Source organism: Pseudomonas sp. BF-RE-25, assembly GCF_019956105.1.
In the GTDB taxonomy this organism is placed as follows: domain Bacteria; phylum Pseudomonadota; class Gammaproteobacteria; order Pseudomonadales; family Pseudomonadaceae; genus Aquipseudomonas; species Aquipseudomonas migulae.
In genome coordinates this window covers 120,268-140,179 of sequence record NZ_JAHBDB010000033.1, presented here as the reverse complement: position 1 = coordinate 140,179, position 19,912 = coordinate 120,268, and the positions used below count along the sequence as shown (strand labels likewise).

The window sequence follows — 19,912 nt, the reverse complement described above, 5'->3', positions numbered from 1 at the left end:
TTAGAGCCGCAGTGCGGCGGCGGCTTCAGCCAGTTCCAGTTCGCTGAAGACCTGCACGCCATGGCGCTTGAGCAACGCCGCCGTCACGCCTTCGCCGCTGACCTTCACGCCGCTGAACGTGCCGTCATAGGTCAACAGGTTGCCGCACGACGGGCTGTTGGCCTTGAGCACGGCGATGCGGATGTTGTGTTTCTGTACCAGCTCCAACGCCTGGTAAGCACCGCTCAGAAACTGCGCGCTGACATCCTCGCCCTCGGTGGTAATCACCGCCGCCTGCCCCGCCAGCACGTCACTGCCCTGCCCGCCCGGAATCTCCGCCGCCGCCCGTGGCGTCGGCAAGCCACCGGCAACTTCCGGACACAACGGCACGACGCGACCTTCGTCGATCCACTGTTGAAGCTGATCGAACGGCCCGCTGGCACCGCCGTCGTAACGCACGCGGTGGCCGAGCAGACAGCGACTTACCAGAATTTTCTGCATGATCAGAACGGCTCGTTGCCACGACGCCGGAACCAGCCGGTCAACGACAGGCGATCGCGGGTCGCGGGCAGGACTTCGTGGGGCACTTCGCCCGACAGGAACACCACCAGGCATCCGCCGGTGGGCACCACATCGTATTCGACGCCTTCCTTGAGGTACATGCGCAACTGACCGCCGTGCTCCGGCAGCCAGGCGTCATTGAGGTAGACCACCGCCGAGACCATGCGCCGATCATCGTCGCGAAAGCGGTCGACATGCTTGAGGTAGAAAGCGCCGGGCGGGTACATCGCGAAATGGCTTTCAAAGTCTTCGAGGCCCAGATACAACCCGCGATTCAATGCCTCGCGCAGGCTGTCCATCAACTGCAGATAGTTGTCGCAAGCCAGGGCCTGACCCGGCTCGATCCACTGGATTCGGTCGCCGCGAATTCCCTCGCGAATCTCCGATGTCGGCCCGCGGCCTACGGCGGCCGGGGCCAATTCACCCTCGGCGGCACGTTTACGGCACTCAGCCGCCAGTTCTTGGGTCAGACCCAAGGGCAGGAAAATGTTCTGCTGCGACCAGCCGTGTTCGGCCAGGTCGTCGACGATACGTAACAGCAGCGGGTGATCAGAGGGTATTGGCATGGCGCGCATAGTATTCCTGTGCCGGAAAATCCGACAGAGCCACGCGGCGGCTTGATACGAATTCTCGACAAGTCCCTATGCCACACGGAGAATAGTCGCCTGCTGACAGGAGTCCCTATGCGCCGTTTGCTTTTCTCACTGATGATGTTCTGCGTTTTGCCCGCTTGGGCAGACGGCCACGACCAGTTGTACAAGGTCGCCGGCTGGCCAGAACAACGCGCGCATTTCAGTGATGCCCTTTCAGCCGCTCAACAGCGTTACCAGAACAGCCTGCCGCCCGCCGTGTTTCAGGCGCTGGTGAACAACAGCAATCAGCGCTTTGCCCCGCAGGCCGTGGACCAGCGCGCCGAAGCGCAATTGCGCAAAACCCTGGCCGATCCTAAACCTGCACTGGCTTTTTTCCAGTCGCCGCTGGGCAAGAAGATCGTCGCCGCCGAGTTGCTGGCGACCCGTCGCGATCAACTGGCGAAGAACGCCAAAGGCCTGCCGAAGATTCAGGCCAGCGACAGCCGCACGCTGATCATTGGTCACCTCGCCCAGGCCTTGCCCGCACGGGAGGCCGGTGCGGAAGTCAGCCTGGCGATTGCCGGCGTCGCGGCCGACAGCCTGAGTTCGATGATCCCCGGCCTGCTCGGTGGCGGTCAGGCGCAGGGGCTGTTGAACGGTCAGCGTCAGCGCTTGATGGACCAGATCGGCAGCGACCTCAACAACACGTTGCTGTATGTCTATCGCGATCTGTCGGATGACGAGCTGGAAGAGTTCGCCACGTTTGCCGAGTCGGCGGAAGGCAAGGCGTATTACCAGGCGGCGTTGGCGGCAATTCGGGCGGGGTTGGCGGTGGGGCAGAATCCTTCGAATTTGACCCAATGATTTTCAGCGCCGGTTAGATCGCCATCGCCGGCAAGCCGGCTCCTACAGTTGACCGTGTTCTTCCGGACAACTCGATCCACTGTAGGAGCCGGCTTGCCGGCGATGAGGGCTTAACTGCTGCTAAAGACTCCGGCCCTTGATCCGCTTCGTCAAAAACCCGAAATACTCCCCGCGCAACGCCACCGTCTCATTCGCCAAATGATGCCGCGCCTCAGGCAACATCAACACCTGAGGCCGATCGAACTTGGCTTTCAACACCTCAAGATTGTGCTGCCAATCCACCGTCATGTCCGCCTGCCCCTGCACGATCAGCGGCCGCCGAGTGCTGTCCGGCGCAGCTTCGATGCGTTTGATCCAGCGCGCCAGCGCCCCAACCCAGGCCGTCGGCAAGCGCAGCGGTTGCAGCGGGTCGGCTTGCAGGAACGGCAGGAAATCCGGGTCGTTGGAGTTCTCGCTGAAGCGTCGGGCGATGGCTTTGACGAACGGCTTGAGCAGGTAATAACTGAGCTGCGACCAGCCCCAGGCGCGCGGCCTCACCAGCGGCGACAACAGGATCACCTGGCCCTGGGCCGGACTGCCCGCCCCTTCGTTGAGCACATGGTCGATCACGATGGCGCCACCGGTACTTTGACCGCACAGGTGCCACGGCTGCGGCAGATCGAGGGATTTCGCCTCGGCGAACAGCCCTTGCAGCGTGTCCTGATACTCGGCGAAATCGTTGATGCTCGCGCGCTCGCCGCTGGACAGACCATGCCCCGGCAAGTCGCAGGCAATCACCGCGAAATCCTGATTCAGCGCCCACTCGATCACGTGCCGGTAGAGCCCGGTGTGATCGTAGAAACCGTGGAACACAAACAGCGTCGCCTTCGCCCGCTCCGGCCACCACACCTGGCCGACCACGTCATAAGCATCCACCTCAAAACGCCCCAGGCCCCTGCGCAGTTGACGCCCCGGAAAATCCAGCCCGTAGAACCGCTGGTACGCCTGCGCCTCCTCGGACAGCGGCTGCCACTCGGCCAGGGGCCGCAGGCTGGCACGCAAATGATCGGGAGCGAAAGTGGCGGACATGGGCGATTCCAGAGCACGAAGCGGACTTTATAAGCCTGCGATATTCATCTGTCGCGGCAAGCATGGCAAGCTGGGCGACCTTCGAGGATCGACACCCATGCGTTCGCCCTACCGCACCCCACTGCTTGCCTGCCTGCTCGCCCTCGTGTGCGCCGGTGTTTTATGGGCGGCGTACGACTGGTTTCAAGGACGCTACCTGCGGGCGTTCAGTGAACACACGGCGGTGTTTTCCGGTGACCCGTTGCACCTGCCCGACAACCTCGCCGGCCCCGGCGCCATTCGCCTGGTGCACTTCTGGGACCCGGCCTGCCCGTGCAACGTCGGCAATCAACAACACCTGAGCGAACTGGTCGAGCAGTATGTGCCGCAAGGCGTCGAGTTTTATGCGGTACAAAAACCCGGCAGCCACGGCCAGTTGCCGAGCACGCTGAGCAGCCTGAAAACCATCACCGTCCTCCCGGGCTCCGAACAGATCCCGGCCAGCCCGGCCGTGGCGATCTGGGACCGCAGCGGCAAACTGGCCTACTTCGGCCCTTACAGCGAAGGCCTGACCTGTAATTCGAGCAACAGCTTCATTGAGCCGATCCTACAAGCGTTAAACGCGGGCCGCACAGTCAATGCCACGCACACGCTGGCCGTCGGGTGTTACTGCCCGTGGCCCGCCGACACAAAGCAGTAAGACCGCGCAGACGCGAATCCCTCCTAAGGGCGATGGGCCGATTCGGCAAGCCGTGTTAAACAGTGGCGCCAGGGAACTGCTGCCACCAATAACAACAAGGAGTCACCATGAAACGTAGCCTGACCGTTCTCGCACTGCTGATAGTCGCGCTCGCCGCAGGTGCCGGCGGGTACATCTACAGCAAGCAACCGACGCGCCAGGGCATGGTCGAGCTGCAACACTTGCAAGGCTCCGTCACCGTCCGTTACGACGAACGCGGCATCCCGCACATCCGCGCCGAAAACGAAACCGACCTGTACCGCGCCCTCGGCTATGTGCACGCCCAGGACCGGCTGTTTCAGATGGAAGTATTGCGCCGCCTGGCCCGTGGTGAACTGGCCGAAGTGCTGGGCCCGAAACTGCTCGACACCGACAAGCTGATGCGCAGCCTGCGCATTCGCGAACGCGCCGAAACCTACCTGGCGAACATGGATAAGCAGTCGCCGGCCTTCATCGCCATGCAAGCCTATCTGGACGGTATCAACCAGTATCAGGACAGCCATGCAAAACCTGCGGAGTTCGATGTACTGGGCATTCCAAAACGCCCGTTCACCGCGCAGGACACTATCAGCATCGCCGGTTACATGGCCTACAGTTTTGCCGCGGCATTTCGCACCGAACCCTTGCTGACCTACGTGCGCGATCAACTGGGTGCCGAGTACCTGAACGTTTTCAATCTCGACTGGCAGTCCAAAGGCGTGCTGGCGAACAATCACAGCAGCACCCCGCCGCCTCTCGCCAGCGCCGACTGGAAAGACCTCAACGCCCTCGCCCGCCTGAGCGAACAGGCGCTGGCCGACAACGGTTTGCCACAGTTCGAGGGCAGCAACGCCTGGGTGGTCGCGGGCAATCGGACCAAAAGCGGCAAGCCGTTGCTGGCGGGCGATCCGCACATCCGCTTCTCCGCGCCGTCGGTGTGGTACGAAGCGCAGCTCTCGGCGCCGGGCTTCGAGCTCTACGGTCATTATCAGGCGTTGATGCCGTTCGCCTCACTGGGGATGAACCGCGACTTCGGCTGGAGCATCACCATGTTCCAGAACGACGACCTCGATCTGATCGCCGAGAAGGTCAACCCGGACAACGCCAACCAGGTCTGGTATCGCGGCAAGTGGGTGGACATGGTCACCAGCGAACAGCAGATCGCGGTCAAGGGGCAGCCGCCGGTGAAGTTGCTGCTGCGCCAGTCGCCACACGGGCCGATCGTCAACGATGCGCTGGGCAACGCCGTCGGCAAAACGCCCATCGCCATGTGGTGGGGTTTTCTCGAAAGCCAGAACCCGATCCTCGAAGGTTTCTACCAGCTCAACCGTGCCGACACCCTGACCAAGGCGCGCAGTGCCGCCGCCAAGGTCCAGGCGCCGGGCCTGAACATCGTCTGGGCCAATGCCAAGGGCGACATCGGCTGGTGGGCGGCGGCGCAACTGCCTAAGCGTCCGGCGGGTGTGCGGCCGTGGTTCATCCTCGACGGCAGCAGCGCCGAAGCGGACAAGGACGGCTTCTACCCGTTCAGCGCCAACCCGCAGGAAGAGAACCCGGCGCGGGGCTACATTGTTTCGGCCAACTTCCAGCCCGTGTCGCCGACCGGCATGGAGATTCCCGGTTACTACAACCTTGCCGATCGTGGGCAGCAGCTCAATCGCCAGCTCAGCGACAAGGCCGTGAAGTGGGATCTGGAGGCCAGCCAGAAGCTGCAACTGGGCACCACCACCGCCTACGGCCCGCGTTTGCTCGCGCCATTGTTACCGGTGCTGCGTGAGGTGGTGAGCGATCCCGCCGAACTGAAACTGGTGGAACAATTGGCCCAGTGGACAGGCGACTACCCGCTGGATTCCACCAGTGCCACGCTGTTCAACCAGTTCCTGTTCAACCTCGCTGACGCGACGATGCACGATGAGCTGGGCAACGACTTTTTCGAGACGCTGCTGTCGACCCGGGTGATCGACGCTGCGCTGCCGCGTCTGGCGGCGAACGCCGACTCACCGTGGTGGGACAACCGCAACACCCTCGGCAAGGAAACCCGCGCCGACACGGTCAAGGTGGCGTGGCAAGCGAGCCTCGAGCACCTCAAGAGCACGCTGGGTGCGGACTTCGCGCAATGGCAGTGGGGCAAGGCGCATACGCTGACCCATGGTCATCCACTGGGGCAACAGAAGCCGCTGGACCGGATTTTCAATGTCGGCCCGTTCGCGGCACCGGGCACTCACGAGGTGCCGAACAACCTATCGGCCAAGATCGGCCCGGCGCCATGGCCGGTGACTTATGGGCCATCGACCCGACGCCTGATCGACTTCGCCGACCCGGCGCACAGCCTGACCGTCAACCCGGTGGGCCAGAGTGGCGTGCCGTTTGACCGGCATTTTGATGATCAGGCTGAGGCGTACGTCGAAGGGGTGTATTTCCAGGCGCATCTCAATGATGAAGAGGTGACGGCGAATACGCGGAGTACGTTGAAGCTGTTGCCGGCGCGCAGTGCTCAGTAGATTTGTATTGGCTGGACTGGCCTCATCGCCAGCAGGCTGGCTCCCACAGTGGTCCTGTGCACGCAGATCCATTGTGGGAGCTAGCCTGCTAGCGATGAGGCCCGCAAGAACAACGCATATTCATGCGTTCAAACCATCGCCGCAAAATTCAACCTGAACTGCTGCGGCGTCACACCGAGCCGGCGATTGAACACGCTGCGCATATGCTGCGCATCTCGAAACCCGCACTGATACGCCACCGTCTTCAACGGCGCGACGGTGCTTTCGAGCATCACCCGCGCCGCATCCACCCTCGCCCGTTCGACAAACTCCGCCGGGGTGACTTTCGCCTCTTTGGCAAACACCCTGGAAAAGTTGCGGGCGCTCATGTTGGCGGCGCTGGCCAGGTCAGCAATGGTCAGATCGCCGGTCAGGTTGGCCAGCACATAATGCTGAACCATCGCCACCGCCGACGTCGGTTCGGCGTGGGGCGTGAGGAATGGACTGAACTGCGATTGCCCGCCCGAGCGCTGCGTGAACACGACCAGCCGCTTGGCCACGCTGAGCGCCACTTCCGGCCCATGATCCCGGGCCAACAAGTACAACGACAGATCGATCCCCGCCGTGACCCCGGCCGAGGTATAGAGCTCACCATCCTGCACGTACAAGCGATCAGCCTCGACCTGCGTCGAAGGGCACAACGCCGCGAGCGCAGCGGCATCGCCCCAATGAGTCGTCACCGTTCGCCCTTCGAGCAAGCCTGCCCGGGCGAGCATGAACGCACCGTTGCAGATTGAGCCGAACCGTTGCGCCAGCGCGCTGGCATCGCGCAACCAGGCATCGAAGGCCGCGCCGAAATCCATGAACGGCAACTGCGGCCCTCCGGCCACCAGCAACAAGTCGTACGCCTCCAGCGCCTCGCTGAAATGCCGATGGGCATTAAGGGATAAACCGTTGGAGCACGGCATCACACCGCGCTCGACGCCGATCACCTCCAGTTGATAGTGATCCTGCGGCGCGAGGAAACGATTGGCCTCGGAAAACACATCCATGGGGCCGGTGACGTCCAGGGACTGAACACCGGCGAACACCACGATGGCAACGGTTTTACTCATAACAAGGAACACCCTCGATGCACGCAGACTTTGTAGGAGCCGGCTTGCTGGCGATGGAGTGTCAGTCGACATCAATGTTGCTGACATACCATCGCCAGCAAGCCGGCTCCTACAAGGTGTGCGCATGACGTAAATCCATGCGCAGGGCCTCAACCGTAGCCAATCCGCGCTCAACAAGCGAGGTTGGCGCGATTTGCATGCTCATTGGCAAGGATCGCAGCCATGGATCGATTGTCCGGTTTTGGGGCCAGGAACAGACTTGTTCCATCAGCGCCGCCACGGCGTTCCCCACGAGGACAGCACCATGAGCAGCACCGTCGCCGGCATCAAAATCCCCGACAGCGCATTGGCCCGGGCCACCACGGAATACATTCGCGACGTCGAATCCGACCTGCTTTATCACCACTCGCGCCGGGTGTTTCTGTTCGGCGCTTTGAGCGGTGAACGCAAGCAACTGGCCTACAACCCGGAGCTGTTATACGTCGGCGCGATGTTCCATGACCTGGGTCTGGTGGAAGGTCATCGCAGCGACGATGAACGTTTCGAAGTCGATAGCGCCAACGCCGCCAAAGCATTCCTCAAGCCTTACGGGCTGAGCGATGACGACATCGAGCAGGTGTGGTTGTCGATTGCCCTGCACACCACGCCGAACGTAGTGCATCACCTGCGCCCCAACGTGGCATTGGTGACGGCGGGCGTTGAAATGGATGTGCTGGGGATCGACTACGCCGCGTTTCCCACGGCGCAGCGTGAGGCGGTGGTGCATGCGCATCCACGGGGCGAGGGGTTCAAGGAGTGCATCCTGTGTGCGTTCGCCAACGGCTTCAAGCACAAGCCGGACACCACGTTCGGTACGGTGAACGCGGATGTGCTGGTGGACAGCGAGCCAGGGTTCAAGCCGATGAACTTCGTCGAGATCATCCGCAAATCCCCCTGGATTTCCTGAAACCTGTAGGAGCCGGCTTGCTGGCGATGGAGGGTCAGCAACATTGATGTCGACTGACACACCATCGCCAGCAAGCCGGCTCCTACAGGGGATTTGGGTTGATCACAGAAATGCGATCAACCCAAAGGTTCAGGCGGCTTCCGGCGCCTGCTGTGCGCGACGCACGTCCGGTTGCTTCCACGAATCGGCAGCGCTTTCTTCGATGGCCTGCTGAATCGCACGCTTGCGGCTTTCTTCGGCACGGCGGCTGAAGAACCAGACCAGGAAGGTCATCAACGACACCGCCAGCAGAATCAGGCTGGCCACGGCGTTGATCTCAGGCTTCACGCCCAGACGCACCGCCGAGAACACTTCCATCGGCAAGGTCGTCGACCCCGGCCCCGACACGAAGCTGGCCAACACCAGGTCATCCAGCGACAGCGCGAACGACATCATGCCGCCCGCCCCCAGGGATGGCGCGATCATCGGGATGGTGATCAGGAAGAACACCTTCCACGGCTTAGCCCCGAGATCCATGGCGGCCTCTTCGATGGACAGGTCCAGCTCACGCAAGCGTGCCGACACCACCACCGCCACATACGCAGCACAGAACGTGGTGTGGGCGATCCAGATGGTGACGATGCCACGCTCTTGCGGCCAACCGATCATCTGCGCCATGGCCACGAACAGCAGCAACAGCGACAGACCGGTGATCACTTCGGGCATCACCAGCGGCGCGGTGACCAGGCCACCGAACAACGTGCGGCCCTTGAAGCGGGTAATGCGGGTCAGGACGAATGCGGCCAACGTGCCCAGCGCCACAGCGGCAATCGCGGTGTAGCAGGCGATTTCCAGCGAACGCACCACCGAGCCCATCAGTTGGGTGTTGTCCATCAGGCCGACGTACCACTTGATCGACCAGCCGCCCCACACCGTCACCAGTTTCGAGGCGTTGAACGAGTAGATCACCAGAATCAGCATCGGCGCGTAGATAAACAGCAAACCCGCGATCAGCATGAAACTCGAGAAACGGAAGCGCTTCATTCTTTACCCTCCATTTCTTTGGCCTGACTGCGGTTGAACAGGATGATCGGCACAATCAGGATCAACAGCATCACCACCGCCAGGGCAGACGCCACCGGCCAGTCACGGTTGTTGAAGAACTCTTGCCAGAGCACTTTACCGATCATCAAGGTTTCCGGACCGCCCAGCAGTTCCGGGATCACGAACTCGCCCACCACTGGAATGAACACCAGCATGCAACCGGCGACGATGCCGTTCTTGGACAGCGGAATGGTGATCTTCCAGAAGCTGTTGAACGTACTCGAACCGAGGTCGGACGCCGCTTCCAGCAGACTGTTGTCGTGCTTCACCAGGTTGGCGTAGAGCGGCAGGATCATGAACGGCAGGTACGAATAAACCACGCCGATGTACACCGCCAGGTTGGTGTTGAGGATCTGCAACGGTTCGTCGATCCAGCCCATGCTCATCAGGAAACCGTTGAGCAGACCGTTGTTGCTGAGAATGCCCATCCACGCGTAAACGCGGATCAGGATCGCGGTCCAGGTCGGCATCATGATCAGCAGCACCAGCACCGTTTGCAGCTCTTTGCGGGCACTGGCGATGGCGTAGGCCATCGGGTAACCGATCAGCAGGCAGAGGATGGTGCTGATCAGCGCCATCTTCAACGAACCGAGGTAAGCGGCGATGTACAACTCATCGTCGCCGAGCATCGCGTAGTTGCCGAGGTTGAGCAGCACCTGCAGCTTCTGGTCTACGAAGTTGTAGATCTCGGTGTACGGCGGAATGGCCACGTCGGCTTCAGCGAAGCTGATCTTCAGGACGATGAAGAACGGCAGCATGAAGAACATGAACAGCCAGAGGAACGGAACCCCGATGACCAGCTGACGGCCACCGGGAATTATTCGATTGAGGCGGCGTTTGAATTTGCGCATGTTCATGAGCGGAGTACCACGCCGCTGTCGTCTTCCCACCACACGTAAACCTGGTCACCCCAGGTTGGGCGCTGACCGCGGCGTTCGGCGTTGGCGACGAAGGACTGGACGATCTTGCCGCTCGGCAGCTCGACGTAGAACACCGAGTGACCGCCGAGGTAGGCGATGTCATGCACTTTGCCGCTGGACCAGTTGTATTCGCAGGTCGGCATGTCCGGCGTCACCAGCAGCTTTTCCGGACGGATCGCGTAGGTCACGGATTTGTCCTGCACCGAGGTGCTGATGCCGTGGCCCACGTAGATCTGGCGATCCAGGTCTTTGCAGGTGATGGTCGCATGGCCTTCGGCGTCGTCGATCACTTCACCGTCGAAGATGTTGACGTTACCGATGAACTCGCAGACCAGGCGGCTGGTCGGGGTTTCGTAGATGTCGATCGGGCTGCCGATCTGGGCGATCCAGCCCAGGTGCATGATCGCGATGCGCTCGGCCATGGTCATGGCCTCTTCCTGGTCGTGGGTCACCATGACACAGGTTACGCCGACGCGCTCGATGATCTCGACCAGCTCAAGCTGCATCTGCGAGCGCAGTTTCTTGTCCAGCGCACCCATCGGTTCGTCGAGCAGCAACAGCTTCGGTCGCTTGGCCAGCGAACGCGCCAAGGCCACGCGCTGACGCTGACCACCGGACAACTGATGCGGTTTGCGCTTGGCGTACTGGGTCATCTGAACCAGCTTGAGCATGTCGGCCACGCGGGCATCGATTTCAGCCGCAGGCAGTTTGTCCTGCTTGAGGCCGAAGGCGATGTTCTGCGCCACGGTCATGTGCGGGAACAGAGCGTACGACTGGAACATCATGTTGATCGGCCGCTCGTAGGGCGGCATGTCGGTGATGTCTACGCCATCGAGGAAAATGCGCCCCTCCGTGGGCCGTTCGAAGCCTGCGAGCATGCGCAGCAACGTGGACTTGCCCGATCCCGAACCGCCGAGCAGGGCGAAAATCTCGCCTTTCTTGATTTCCAGGGACACATCGTCCACGGCAATCGTCTCGTCGAACTTCTTCGTGACCCGGTCGATTTTGACCAGCACCTGTTTAGGTGACTGGTCGCCCTCGAGGGCTTTCTTATAGGCGCCGGAGGCAACTGCCATTTACGAAACTCCCAAAAAAAAGAGTGCAGTTCGCTCAAGGTGAGCCAACCTGGATAGTTTGAGCCCTGAAGCTATTTGCCCGACTTGACCTTGGTCCAGCTGCGGGTCATCAAACGTTGAATGTTTGGTGGTAACTCGACCGACACGTAGGTCTTGTCGAGGACTGCTTGCGGTGGATAAACCGACTCGTCGGTGCGGATGGACTGCTCCATCAATTTGTCCGAGCCAGGGTTGGGGTTCGCATAGCCAACAGAATCACTGACCTGTGCGATCACCTCGGGTTTCAACAGATAGTTGATGAAGGCGTGGGCCTCTTTGACGTTGCCCGAATCCTTCGGAATCGCGAGCATGTCGAACCACAGCGCACCGCCCTCTTTGGGAATGGTGTAGGCGATGTTCACGCCTTTCTTCGCTTCAGCCGCACGGTTGCGGGCCTGGAACATGTCGCCGGAAAAACCGATCGCGATGCAGATATCGCCGTTGGCCAGATCCGCGATGTATTTGGAGGAGTGGAAGTAGGTCACGTAAGGCCGCACTGCCAGCAACTTGGCTTCAGCCTTTTTGTAATCTTCGGGGTTGGTGCTGTTGGCGTTCAGGCCCATGTAGTTGAGGACCGTCGGCATCATTTCATCGGCGGAGTCGAGGAACGCCACGCCGCAACTGTGCAGCTTCTTGATATTCTCCGGCTCGAACACCGCGCTCCAGGAGTCGATCTTGTCGACGCCCAGCACAGCCTTGATCTTGTCGACGTTATAACCGATGCCGTTGGTGCCCCACAGGTAAGGGACGGCGTACAAGTTGCCCGGATCGTTTTGCTCCAGACGCTTGAGCAATACGGGGTCGAGGTTCGAGTAGTTCGGCAACTTCGACTTGTCGAGTTTCTGGAAAGCACCGGCCTTGATCTGCTTGCCGAGGAAGTGGTTGGACGGCACGACCACGTCATAACCGGTACGCCCGGCGAGCAACTTGCCCTCCAGGGTTTCGTTGGAGTCAAAAACGTCATACACCGGTTTGATACCGGTCTCTTTCTGGAAGTCGGCCAGGGTGGTCTCGCCGATGTAGTCCGACCAGTTATAAATATGCACCGTGCCGGCAGCCTGGACACTGACAGCCATCGTCAGTCCGGCACCGGCCAGCAATGCATTGCGCAACAAAGAAAAAATAGGCAAGTGGAGGTCCTCTAAAATTAGTTGGGCCCAAGTTGCCCCGCGTTACATGACAGTCGTAGCTGCCCAGCAACAAAACCGGCGCGCAACTTACCCTCGAAAAACCGTTCCAGCAAAACTTTTATACAGATACCTGTAGGAGCGAGCCTGCTCGCGATGGTCGTCAACGATAACGCTGGGTGCCTGACACCCAGCGGTGCTCTCAGGTTCATCGCGAGCAGGCTCGCTCCTACAAGGTGTATTACTTACTTACCGGATTTGATCTTGGTCCAGCTGCGAGTCAGGATCCGCTGGGTCGCGGCCGGCAAATCGGCAATCGCGTACAGCTTGGCCAGCACATCGGCAGGCGGGTAGACGCCCGGATCTTCGGTGATTTCTTTTTCGACCAGAGGAGTGGCCGCCGCGTTACCGTTCGGGAAACGTACCGCGTTGGTGATTTCAGCCATGATTTCCGGCTTTTGCAGGAAGGTCATGAACTTGTAGGCGCCTTCGACGTTTTCGGCATCTTTAGGGATGGCGACCATGTCGTAGAAGCTGCCGGCACCTTCTTTCGGAATGTTGTAGCTGACTTTCACCTTGTCACCGGCTTCGGCGGCGCGCGCTTTGGCCTGGTAGATGTCACCCGAGTAACCCACGGCTACGCAGATGTTGCCGTTGGCCAGGTCGGAGATGTACTTGGACGAGTGGAAGTAGCCAACCGAAGGACGAATCTTCAGGAACAGCGCTTCGGCTTCGGCCAGTTGTTTTTTGTCCTGGCTGTCGGTTGGATAGCCCAGGTAGTGCAACGCCACCGGAATCATCTCGGTTGGCGAATCGAGGAAACTAACGCCACACGATTTCAACTTCGCGATGTTTTCAGGTTTGAACAACAGGTCCCAGGAATTGGTCGGTGCATCGGCGCCCAGTGCTGCCTTGACCTTCTCGGCGTTGAAGCCGATACCGATCGAACCCCACATGTACGGGAAGGCATGTTCGTTGCCCGGGTCGCTCACCGATACCGCTTTGAGCAGGTCAGTGTTCAGGTTCTTCCAGTTAGGCAGCTTGGACTTGTCCAGCTTCTGGTAAACGCCGGCCTTGATCTGCTTGGCCAGGAAGTTGTTCGACGGTACGACGATGTCGTAACCGGACTTGCCTGCCAGCAACTTGGCTTCCAGGGTTTCGTTACTGTCGAATACGTCGTAAACGACTTTGATGCCGGACTCGGTTTCGAACTTCTTGATGGTGTCCGGAGCGATGTAATCGGACCAGTTATAGACGTGCAACACCTTGTCGTCCGCCTGAACCGCACCCGCCATAATGCCCATCAGGGACATGGCGAGAAGTGTCTTGCCAGCAAGCTTTTTTCCTAATGCCTTCATGCGTAATGCTCCAAATTTTTTCTTTTTTGAACCACTTTGTTCAGCGGCCAAACCCGGGCAACTGGAACCGCGGCTAGTCTGGCAAGATCGGTGGCGGTCTTTCAAGGAAAGGCCGCCGTTTGCGACTGCCCTGAGCGAAAGTTTCATGTCTCCCGCTCAGAGCCTAGCACTTAGCCCTGCAACGCACTCAGGGTCAGGTCCAGGCACTTGCGTGCCTTGGTCACCAGCTCATCGATTTCAGCCTTGGTGATCACCAGTGGCGGAGCAATGATCATGGTGTCGCCGACGGCACGCATGATCAGGCCGTTGTCGAAGCAGAATGTGCGGCAGATCATGCCGACGCCCTTGCCTTCGTAACGCTTGCGCGTGGCCTTGTCCTGAACCAGTTCGATGGCCCCCAACAGCCCCACCCCGCGCACTTCCCCCACCAACGGGTGATCGCTCAGTTCCCGCAAACGTTTCTGCAAGTAAGGTGCCGTTTCTGCATGAACGCGCTCGATAATTTTTTCTTCGCGCAGGATGCGGATGTTTTCCAGCGCCACCGCCGCCGCCACCGGGTGCCCGGAGTAGGTGAAACCGTGGTTGAAATCGCCGCCCTCGTTGAGCACCGCCACCACTTCGTCACGCACGATCAGGCCACCCATTGGGATGTAGCCGGACGTCAGGCCTTTGGCGATGGTCATCATGTCGGGTTTGAGACCGTAGAAATCGGTACCGAACCACTCACCGGTGCGGCCGAAACCACAGATCACTTCGTCCGCCACGAACAGGATGTCGTACTTGGCGAGGATTTCCTTGATGCGCGGCCAGTAGGTATCTGGCGGAATGATCACGCCACCGGCACCCTGGATCGGCTCGGCAATAAAGGCACCGACGTTGTCCACGCCGATTTCCAGAATCTTCTCTTCCAGCTGATTGGCCGCCCACACACCGAACTCTTCCGGTGTCATGTCGCCGCCTTCACTGAACCAGTAAGGCTGGGCGATGTGGACGATGCCCGGGATCGGCAAGTCGCCTTGTTCGTGCATGTACGTCATGCCACCCAGGCTCGCGCCGGCCACGGTGGAACCGTGATAACCGTTCTTGCGGCTGATGATGACTTTCTTTTTCGGCTGGCCCTTGATCGCCCAATAGTGGCGGACCATACGCAGCATGGTGTCGTTGCCTTCGGAGCCGGAACCGGTGAAGAACACATGGTTCATGCCTTCTGGCGCGATGTCGGCAATGGCCTTGGCCAGCTCGAGCACCGGCGGGTGGGCGGTCTGGAAGAACAGGTTGTAGTAAGGCAACTCGCGCATTTGCTTGCTGGCGGCATCAGCCAGTTCATCGCGACCGTAGCCGATCGCTACGCACCACAGGCCGGCCATGCCGTCGAGGATCTTGTTGCCTTCGCTGTCCCAGAGGTAAACGCCCTTGGCGTTGGTGATGATCCGCGGGCCTTTCTCTTTCAGCTGCTTGAAGTCGCTGAACGGGGCCAGGTGGTGATCGTTGCTCAGGGTTTGCCATTCACGGGTTTGCGGGTTGTTGCTGGTCATGCGAACTCTCCTAAGATTTCGGTGAAAGGCGCCGCCAAAAGCAGCGGCGCCCGGCGCATCAGACGGCGAAGAGCAGGAATTCCCGCTCCCAGGAGCTGATCACGCGCTTGAAGTTTTCATGCTCGGCCCGCTTGACCGCGACGTAGCCAGTGATGAATTTCTTGCCCAGGTATTTCTCGATGGTCGCGCTGTTTTCCATGCGATCCAGCGCGTCCTCGATGGTCAGTGGCAGGCGCAGGTTGCGGCGTTCATAGCCGCGCCCCACCACCGGCGCACTTGGGTTCAAGCCTTCGACCATGCCGATGTAACCGCAGAGCAGGCTCGCGGCAATCGCCAGGTACGGGTTGGCATCGGCCCCCGGCAGGCGGTTTTCCACCCGACGGTTTTGCGGCCCGGCATCCGGCACCCGCAGGCCCACGGTGCGGTTCTCTTCGCCCCACTCCACGTTCACCGGCGCCGATGTATCCGGCAGGAAGCGGCGGAACGAGTTGACGTTCGGGGCAAACAGCGGCAACAGCTCGGGGATCAGCTTCTGCAAGCCACCGATGTGATGCAGGAACAACTGACTCATGGTCCCGTCTTCATTGGAGAAGACGTTCTTGCCGGTCTCGATGTCGATGATGCTCTGGTGCAGGTGCATCGCGCTGCCCGGCTCACCGGTCATCGGCTTGGCCATGAAAGTGGCGGCCACGTCGTGCTTGAGCGCGGCTTCGCGCATGGTGCGTTTGAACACCAGAATCTGGTCGGCCAGGGACAGGGCATCGCCGTGACGGAAGTTGATTTCCATCTGCGCCGTGCCGTCCTCGTGGATCAGCGTGTCGAGGTCCAGCTCCTGCAGTTCGCACCAGTCGTAGACGTCTTCGAACAGCGGATCGAACTCGTTCGCCGCTTCAATCGAGAACGACTGACGGCCGATTTCCGGGCGCCCCGAGCGACCGATTGGCGGTTGCAGCGGGTAGTCGGGGTCGTCGCTACGCTTGGTCAGGTAAAACTCCATTTCCGGCGCCACGATTGGCTGCCAGCCCTTGTCGGAATAGAGCTTCAGAACCTTTTTAAGCACGTTGCGCGGCGACAGCTCGATCGGGTTGCCTTGCTTGTCATAAGTGTCGTGGATCACCTGGGCGGTCGGCTCGATGGCCCATGGCACCAGGAACACTGCATTCGAGTCGGGACGGCAGATCATGTCGATGTCGGCCGGGTCGAGCAGTTCGTAATAGATGTCGTCTTCGACATAGTCGCCGGTCACGGTCTGCAACAGAACGCTCTCGGGCAGGCGCATGCCTTTTTCAGCAATGAACTTGTTGGTCGGCGAAATCTTGCCCCGGGTGATCCCGGTCAAGTCGGCGATCATGCATTCGACTTCTGTGATCTTGTGGTCTTTCAACCAATCGGTGAGCTGGTCGAGGTTGTTACTCATAAATGCCTCTTAGGCTGAGTTTCCTGACTCTTATAAGTCAGGCGTTGTTTGACGCACGGGCGTCGCTTGGTACAGATTGCCACTGCAATTGCCGCGCACAAATACCTGCCTCGACGACGGCATGGGTGAACGGGAACAATGCAAGGCGTGCAGAATCATGAGCGATGACCGACACGTTGGTCGGGCCAGCCAGGTAAAACGGTTCTATATTGGAAGGACAACCCGTAAAGAGAATGTCGTGCAGACCGTCCAGAATATCGGACGGAACCAGCCGGTTTGCCGGGGAAGGAAGAGTCGACGGCACGCCTTTGGCAACACGGGCCCTGGCGTGAGCGTAACGATCGCCACTGATGTGATAAGCATGCAGACCGATCTGCGTAGAGCAGACGGCGACGCCGATTAACGGCAGGCGAGACATGAAGCACCCCGGTATTATTGCTGTTATGGGTTTGAATCGAGCTTAGCCTTGTTCATTTTTTTACACAACACCCCCGTAAAAAATACAACACGGCCCGCTCAAGCCCGCGGACGGCAAAGCATTCAAAGGCATAAAAACGCCCCAAAGTGCCTCAAAAAAGCCTCATGGGCGCTTTTTTAGGGCAAAAAAGGCCTCGCTTGACTTCGGCATGCCGTTCGGGTTGACTGGAATCCGAAGAGATCAATGATTGATATTTTTAACAACAAAGGTGTTGCATCATGTCGGTACCCCCGCGTGCCGTTCAGCTTAACGAAGCGAACGCGTTCCTTAAGGAACATCCTGAGGTTCTGTACGTTGACCTTCTGATTGCGGATATGAATGGTGTGGTGCGCGGCAAGCGCATTGAACGCACCAGCCTCCACAAGGTTTACGAGAAAGGCATCAACCTGCCGGCCTCTCTATTTGCTCTGGATATCAACGGCTCGACGGTGGAAAGCACCGGCCTGGGCCTGGACATCGGCGATGCTGACCGAATCTGCTATCCAATCCCAGACACCCTGTGCAATGAGCCTTGGCAGAAGCGCCCTACCGCGCAACTGTTGATGACCATGCACGAACTCGAAGGCGAACCATTCTTCGCCGACCCGCGCGAAGTGCTGGCCAACGTGGTGCGCAAATTCGACGAAATGGGCCTGACCATCTGCGCCGCGTTCGAACTGGAGTTCTACCTGATCGACCAGGAGAACGTGAACGGCCGTCCGCAACCACCTCGCTCACCGGTTTCCGGTAAACGCCCGCACTCGACACAGGTCTACCTGATCGACGACCTCGACGAATACGTCGACTGCCTCCAGGACATTCTGGAAGGTGCAAAAGAGCAAGGCATCCCGGCCGACGCCATCGTCAAGGAAAGTGCCCCGGCGCAGTTCGAAGTGAACCTGCACCACGTGGCCGACCCGATCAAGGCTTGCGACTACGCGGTCCTGCTCAAGCGCCTGATCAAGAACATCGCCTACGACCATGAGATGGACACCACCTTCATGGCCAAGCCTTACCCGGGCCAGGCGGGCAACGGTCTGCACGTCCACATTTCGATTCTTGATAAAGACGGCAAAAACATTTTTGCCAGCGAGGATCCCGAGCAGAACGCCGCGCTGCGACACGCGATCGGCGGTGTGCTCGAGACCCTACCGGCGCAGATGGCTTTCCTCTGCCCGAACGTCAACTCCTACCGTCGTTTCGGCGCGCAGTTCTATGTGCCGAACTCGCCGTGCTGGGGCCTGGACAACCGCACCGTAGCGATTCGCGTACCCACCGGCGCCGCCGATGCCGTGCGCATCGAACACCGTGTAGCCGGCGCCGACGCCAACCCGTACCTGCTGATGGCTTCGGTCCTGGCGGGCGTGCACCACGGCCTGACCAACAAGATCGAGCCGGGCGCACCCGTGGAAGGCAACTCCTACGAGCAGAACGAGCAAAGCCTGCCGAACAACCTGCGCGATGCACTGCGCGAGCTGGACGACAGCGAAGTCATGGCCAAGTACATCGATCCGAAATACATCGACATCTTCGTGGCCTGCAAGGAAAGTGAGCTGGAGGAGTTTGAACACTCCATCTCCGACCTTGAGTACAACTGGTATCTGCATACCGTTTAAGCGGTTGCAGTGAAAAAGGAACGCCGCAGGCTGACAAGGCTTGCGGCGTTTTTTTATGGCCGCCTGCGGCGGATCGCGAGCAGGCTCGCTCCCACCTTTGGAGTGCATTCCCCTGTGGGAGCGAGCCTGCTCGCGATGGCGGCCGACAAGACAACATCAAACCCTGCTCGTACAATGCCCGCTGCCCCGCAGGAGACTTCAATGACCCGACTCGCCACCCCACGCAAACCCCGCGCCCGCAGCCAGGCCCGGATCGATTCGATACTCGATGCCGCCCGCACGCTGCTGGCCGCCGAGGGCGTGGCCAGTCTGTCGATCTACAGCGTCGCCGAACGCGCGGAAATCCCGCCCTCCTCGGTCTACCACTTTTTCGCCAGCGTCCCGGCCCTGCTCGAAGCACTAACCGCCGACGTCCACGCGGCTTTCCGCGCGTGCCTGCAAGCACCCATCGACCACGATGCGCTCAACGGCTGGCGGGACCTGTCGCGGCTGGTGGAACAACGCATGCTCGACATCTACGACGAAGACGCCGCCGCTCGCCAATTGATCCTCGCCCAGCATGGCCTGACCGAAGTGACTCAGGCAGACCGTCAGCACGACATTGAGCTGGGCGACCTGATGCACAAGCTGTTCGATCATCATTTCGAACTGCCCAAATTGCCGACTGACGTTGATGTGTTTGCGCTGGCTATGGAGCTGGGTGATCGGGTGTATGCGCGTTCGGTGCAGCAGCATGGGCAGATCACGTCGCGCATGGCCGAGGAAGGGATGCGGGTGTTTGATGCATATCTGGGGCTGTATTTGCCGCCGTATTTGCCGAAGCGTGCTATTCCTGCCTGATTATTTTTCAGCTGCACCGGCCTCATCGCGAGCAGGCTCACTCCCACAGGGGAATGCATTCCAAATGTAGGAGTGAGCCGGCTCCGGGCGGCGTTCCGACGATGGCTGCACCACCGGACTCACTGATTCACGCGCATAAAAAACCCCGAAGGGTTCGAACCC

The 19,912-nt window shown here is 60.1% G+C and carries 17 protein-coding genes and 1 pseudogene; 6 read left to right on the top strand and 12 right to left on the bottom strand.

What is annotated here, in order from left to right; genetic code table 11:
- On the bottom strand, positions 1 to 480 hold the full coding sequence (locus KGB24_RS16490; protein ID WP_223413740.1) for a DUF523 domain-containing protein: 480 nt from the start codon (positions 478 to 480) through the stop codon (positions 1 to 3).
- Between the two features lie 2 nt (positions 481 to 482).
- Complete coding sequence (locus KGB24_RS16485; RefSeq protein WP_223413741.1) at positions 483 to 1,115, bottom strand: 2OG-Fe(II) oxygenase; 633 nt, start codon at positions 1,113 to 1,115, stop codon at positions 483 to 485.
- A gap of 108 nt (positions 1,116 to 1,223) precedes the next feature.
- Between KGB24_RS16485 and KGB24_RS16480 the strand changes: the two genes are divergently transcribed.
- A complete protein-coding gene (locus KGB24_RS16480; protein WP_223413743.1) occupies positions 1,224 to 1,976 on the top strand; it encodes a DUF2059 domain-containing protein in 753 nt (250 codons plus the stop codon).
- 120 nt (positions 1,977 to 2,096) lie between these two features.
- Here KGB24_RS16480 and KGB24_RS16475 read toward each other — a convergent pair whose 3' ends face one another.
- Positions 2,097 to 3,044, bottom strand: a complete 948-nt coding sequence (locus tag KGB24_RS16475; RefSeq protein WP_207284900.1) for an alpha/beta hydrolase — start codon at positions 3,042 to 3,044, stop codon at positions 2,097 to 2,099.
- 97 nt (positions 3,045 to 3,141) lie between these two features.
- Between KGB24_RS16475 and KGB24_RS16470 the strand changes: the two genes are divergently transcribed.
- Positions 3,142 to 3,723, top strand: a complete 582-nt coding sequence (locus KGB24_RS16470; protein WP_192227516.1) for a DUF6436 domain-containing protein — start codon at positions 3,142 to 3,144, stop codon at positions 3,721 to 3,723.
- Positions 3,724 to 3,830: 107 nt separating this feature from the next.
- On the top strand, positions 3,831 to 6,242 hold the full coding sequence (locus KGB24_RS16465) for a penicillin acylase family protein (protein WP_223413744.1): 2,412 nt from the start codon (positions 3,831 to 3,833) through the stop codon (positions 6,240 to 6,242).
- A gap of 128 nt (positions 6,243 to 6,370) precedes the next feature.
- Here the strand turns inward: KGB24_RS16465 and KGB24_RS16460 are convergent, their stop codons facing one another.
- Positions 6,371 to 7,336 (bottom strand): GlxA family transcriptional regulator, encoded by a 966-nt coding sequence (locus KGB24_RS16460; RefSeq protein WP_223413745.1) that lies wholly within the window; start codon positions 7,334 to 7,336, stop codon positions 6,371 to 6,373.
- A gap of 304 nt (positions 7,337 to 7,640) precedes the next feature.
- Between KGB24_RS16460 and KGB24_RS16455 the strand changes: the two genes are divergently transcribed.
- The gene (locus tag KGB24_RS16455) at positions 7,641 to 8,282 is read left to right on the top strand and encodes an HD domain-containing protein (RefSeq protein WP_223413746.1); all 642 of its coding nucleotides are present in this window, start codon (positions 7,641 to 7,643) and stop codon (positions 8,280 to 8,282) included.
- Positions 8,283 to 8,411: 129 nt separating this feature from the next.
- Here the strand turns inward: KGB24_RS16455 and KGB24_RS16450 are convergent, their stop codons facing one another.
- From KGB24_RS16450 to KGB24_RS16410, 8 genes and pseudogenes are all read right to left on the bottom strand, one after another.
- The gene (locus tag KGB24_RS16450) at positions 8,412 to 9,305 is read right to left on the bottom strand and encodes an ABC transporter permease subunit (RefSeq protein WP_008026042.1); all 894 of its coding nucleotides are present in this window, start codon (positions 9,303 to 9,305) and stop codon (positions 8,412 to 8,414) included.
- Positions 9,302 to 10,183 (bottom strand): ABC transporter permease subunit, encoded by an 882-nt coding sequence (locus tag KGB24_RS16445; RefSeq protein ID WP_177318183.1) that lies wholly within the window; start codon positions 10,181 to 10,183, stop codon positions 9,302 to 9,304. The genes KGB24_RS16450 and KGB24_RS16445 overlap by 4 nt, the downstream gene beginning before the upstream one ends.
- A gap of 35 nt (positions 10,184 to 10,218) precedes the next feature.
- Positions 10,219 to 11,361 carry an ABC transporter ATP-binding protein gene (locus tag KGB24_RS16440; protein WP_008026038.1) on the bottom strand — a complete coding sequence of 381 codons (1,143 nt, stop codon included), beginning with the start codon at positions 11,359 to 11,361 and terminating at the stop codon, positions 10,219 to 10,221.
- A gap of 71 nt (positions 11,362 to 11,432) precedes the next feature.
- A complete protein-coding gene (locus KGB24_RS16435) occupies positions 11,433 to 12,530 on the bottom strand; it encodes a polyamine ABC transporter substrate-binding protein (protein ID WP_317846460.1) in 1,098 nt (365 codons plus the stop codon).
- A gap of 242 nt (positions 12,531 to 12,772) precedes the next feature.
- On the bottom strand, positions 12,773 to 13,885 hold the full coding sequence (locus tag KGB24_RS16425) for a polyamine ABC transporter substrate-binding protein (RefSeq protein WP_008026034.1): 1,113 nt from the start codon (positions 13,883 to 13,885) through the stop codon (positions 12,773 to 12,775).
- Between the two features lie 170 nt (positions 13,886 to 14,055).
- On the bottom strand, positions 14,056 to 15,420 hold the full coding sequence (locus tag KGB24_RS16420; RefSeq protein WP_008026032.1) for an aspartate aminotransferase family protein: 1,365 nt from the start codon (positions 15,418 to 15,420) through the stop codon (positions 14,056 to 14,058).
- Positions 15,421 to 15,478: 58 nt separating this feature from the next.
- Positions 15,479 to 16,837 (bottom strand): glutamine synthetase family protein, encoded by a 1,359-nt coding sequence (locus KGB24_RS16415; protein WP_008026030.1) that lies wholly within the window; start codon positions 16,835 to 16,837, stop codon positions 15,479 to 15,481.
- Between the two features lie 100 nt (positions 16,838 to 16,937).
- Positions 16,938 to 17,255 (bottom strand): annotated as a pseudogene (locus KGB24_RS16410) (gamma-glutamyl-gamma-aminobutyrate hydrolase family protein); the annotation flags it as partial.
- Between the two features lie 278 nt (positions 17,256 to 17,533).
- Here KGB24_RS16410 and KGB24_RS16405 point away from each other — a divergent pair.
- A complete protein-coding gene (locus KGB24_RS16405; protein WP_008026026.1) occupies positions 17,534 to 18,910 on the top strand; it encodes a glutamine synthetase family protein in 1,377 nt (458 codons plus the stop codon).
- Between the two features lie 201 nt (positions 18,911 to 19,111).
- On the top strand, positions 19,112 to 19,750 hold the full coding sequence (locus KGB24_RS16400; protein WP_223413748.1) for a TetR/AcrR family transcriptional regulator: 639 nt from the start codon (positions 19,112 to 19,114) through the stop codon (positions 19,748 to 19,750).
- Positions 19,751 to 19,912 lie beyond the last annotated feature (162 nt).

What these genes read in the sequence shown, in the direction of transcription:
- KGB24_RS16490 (WP_223413740.1), bottom strand. Translation starts at nt 480, where the DNA reads ATGCAGAAAATTCTGGTAAGTCGCTGTCTGCTCGGCCACCGCGTGCGT.
- KGB24_RS16485 (WP_223413741.1), bottom strand. Translation starts at nt 1,115, where the DNA reads ATGCGCGCCATGCCAATACCCTCTGATCACCCGCTGCTGTTACGTATC.
- KGB24_RS16480 (WP_223413743.1), top strand. Translation starts at nt 1,224, where the DNA reads ATGCGCCGTTTGCTTTTCTCACTGATGATGTTCTGCGTTTTGCCCGCT.
- KGB24_RS16475 (WP_207284900.1), bottom strand. Translation starts at nt 3,044, where the DNA reads ATGTCCGCCACTTTCGCTCCCGATCATTTGCGTGCCAGCCTGCGGCCC.
- KGB24_RS16470 (WP_192227516.1), top strand. Translation starts at nt 3,142, where the DNA reads ATGCGTTCGCCCTACCGCACCCCACTGCTTGCCTGCCTGCTCGCCCTC.
- KGB24_RS16465 (WP_223413744.1), top strand. Translation starts at nt 3,831, where the DNA reads ATGAAACGTAGCCTGACCGTTCTCGCACTGCTGATAGTCGCGCTCGCC.
- KGB24_RS16460 (WP_223413745.1), bottom strand. Translation starts at nt 7,336, where the DNA reads ATGAGTAAAACCGTTGCCATCGTGGTGTTCGCCGGTGTTCAGTCCCTG.
- KGB24_RS16455 (WP_223413746.1), top strand. Translation starts at nt 7,641, where the DNA reads ATGAGCAGCACCGTCGCCGGCATCAAAATCCCCGACAGCGCATTGGCC.
- KGB24_RS16450 (WP_008026042.1), bottom strand. Translation starts at nt 9,305, where the DNA reads ATGAAGCGCTTCCGTTTCTCGAGTTTCATGCTGATCGCGGGTTTGCTG.
- KGB24_RS16440 (WP_008026038.1), bottom strand. Translation starts at nt 11,361, where the DNA reads ATGGCAGTTGCCTCCGGCGCCTATAAGAAAGCCCTCGAGGGCGACCAG.
- KGB24_RS16425 (WP_008026034.1), bottom strand. Translation starts at nt 13,885, where the DNA reads ATGAAGGCATTAGGAAAAAAGCTTGCTGGCAAGACACTTCTCGCCATG.
- KGB24_RS16420 (WP_008026032.1), bottom strand. Translation starts at nt 15,420, where the DNA reads ATGACCAGCAACAACCCGCAAACCCGTGAATGGCAAACCCTGAGCAAC.
- KGB24_RS16415 (WP_008026030.1), bottom strand. Translation starts at nt 16,837, where the DNA reads ATGAGTAACAACCTCGACCAGCTCACCGATTGGTTGAAAGACCACAAG.
- KGB24_RS16405 (WP_008026026.1), top strand. Translation starts at nt 17,534, where the DNA reads ATGTCGGTACCCCCGCGTGCCGTTCAGCTTAACGAAGCGAACGCGTTC.
- KGB24_RS16400 (WP_223413748.1), top strand. Translation starts at nt 19,112, where the DNA reads ATGACCCGACTCGCCACCCCACGCAAACCCCGCGCCCGCAGCCAGGCC.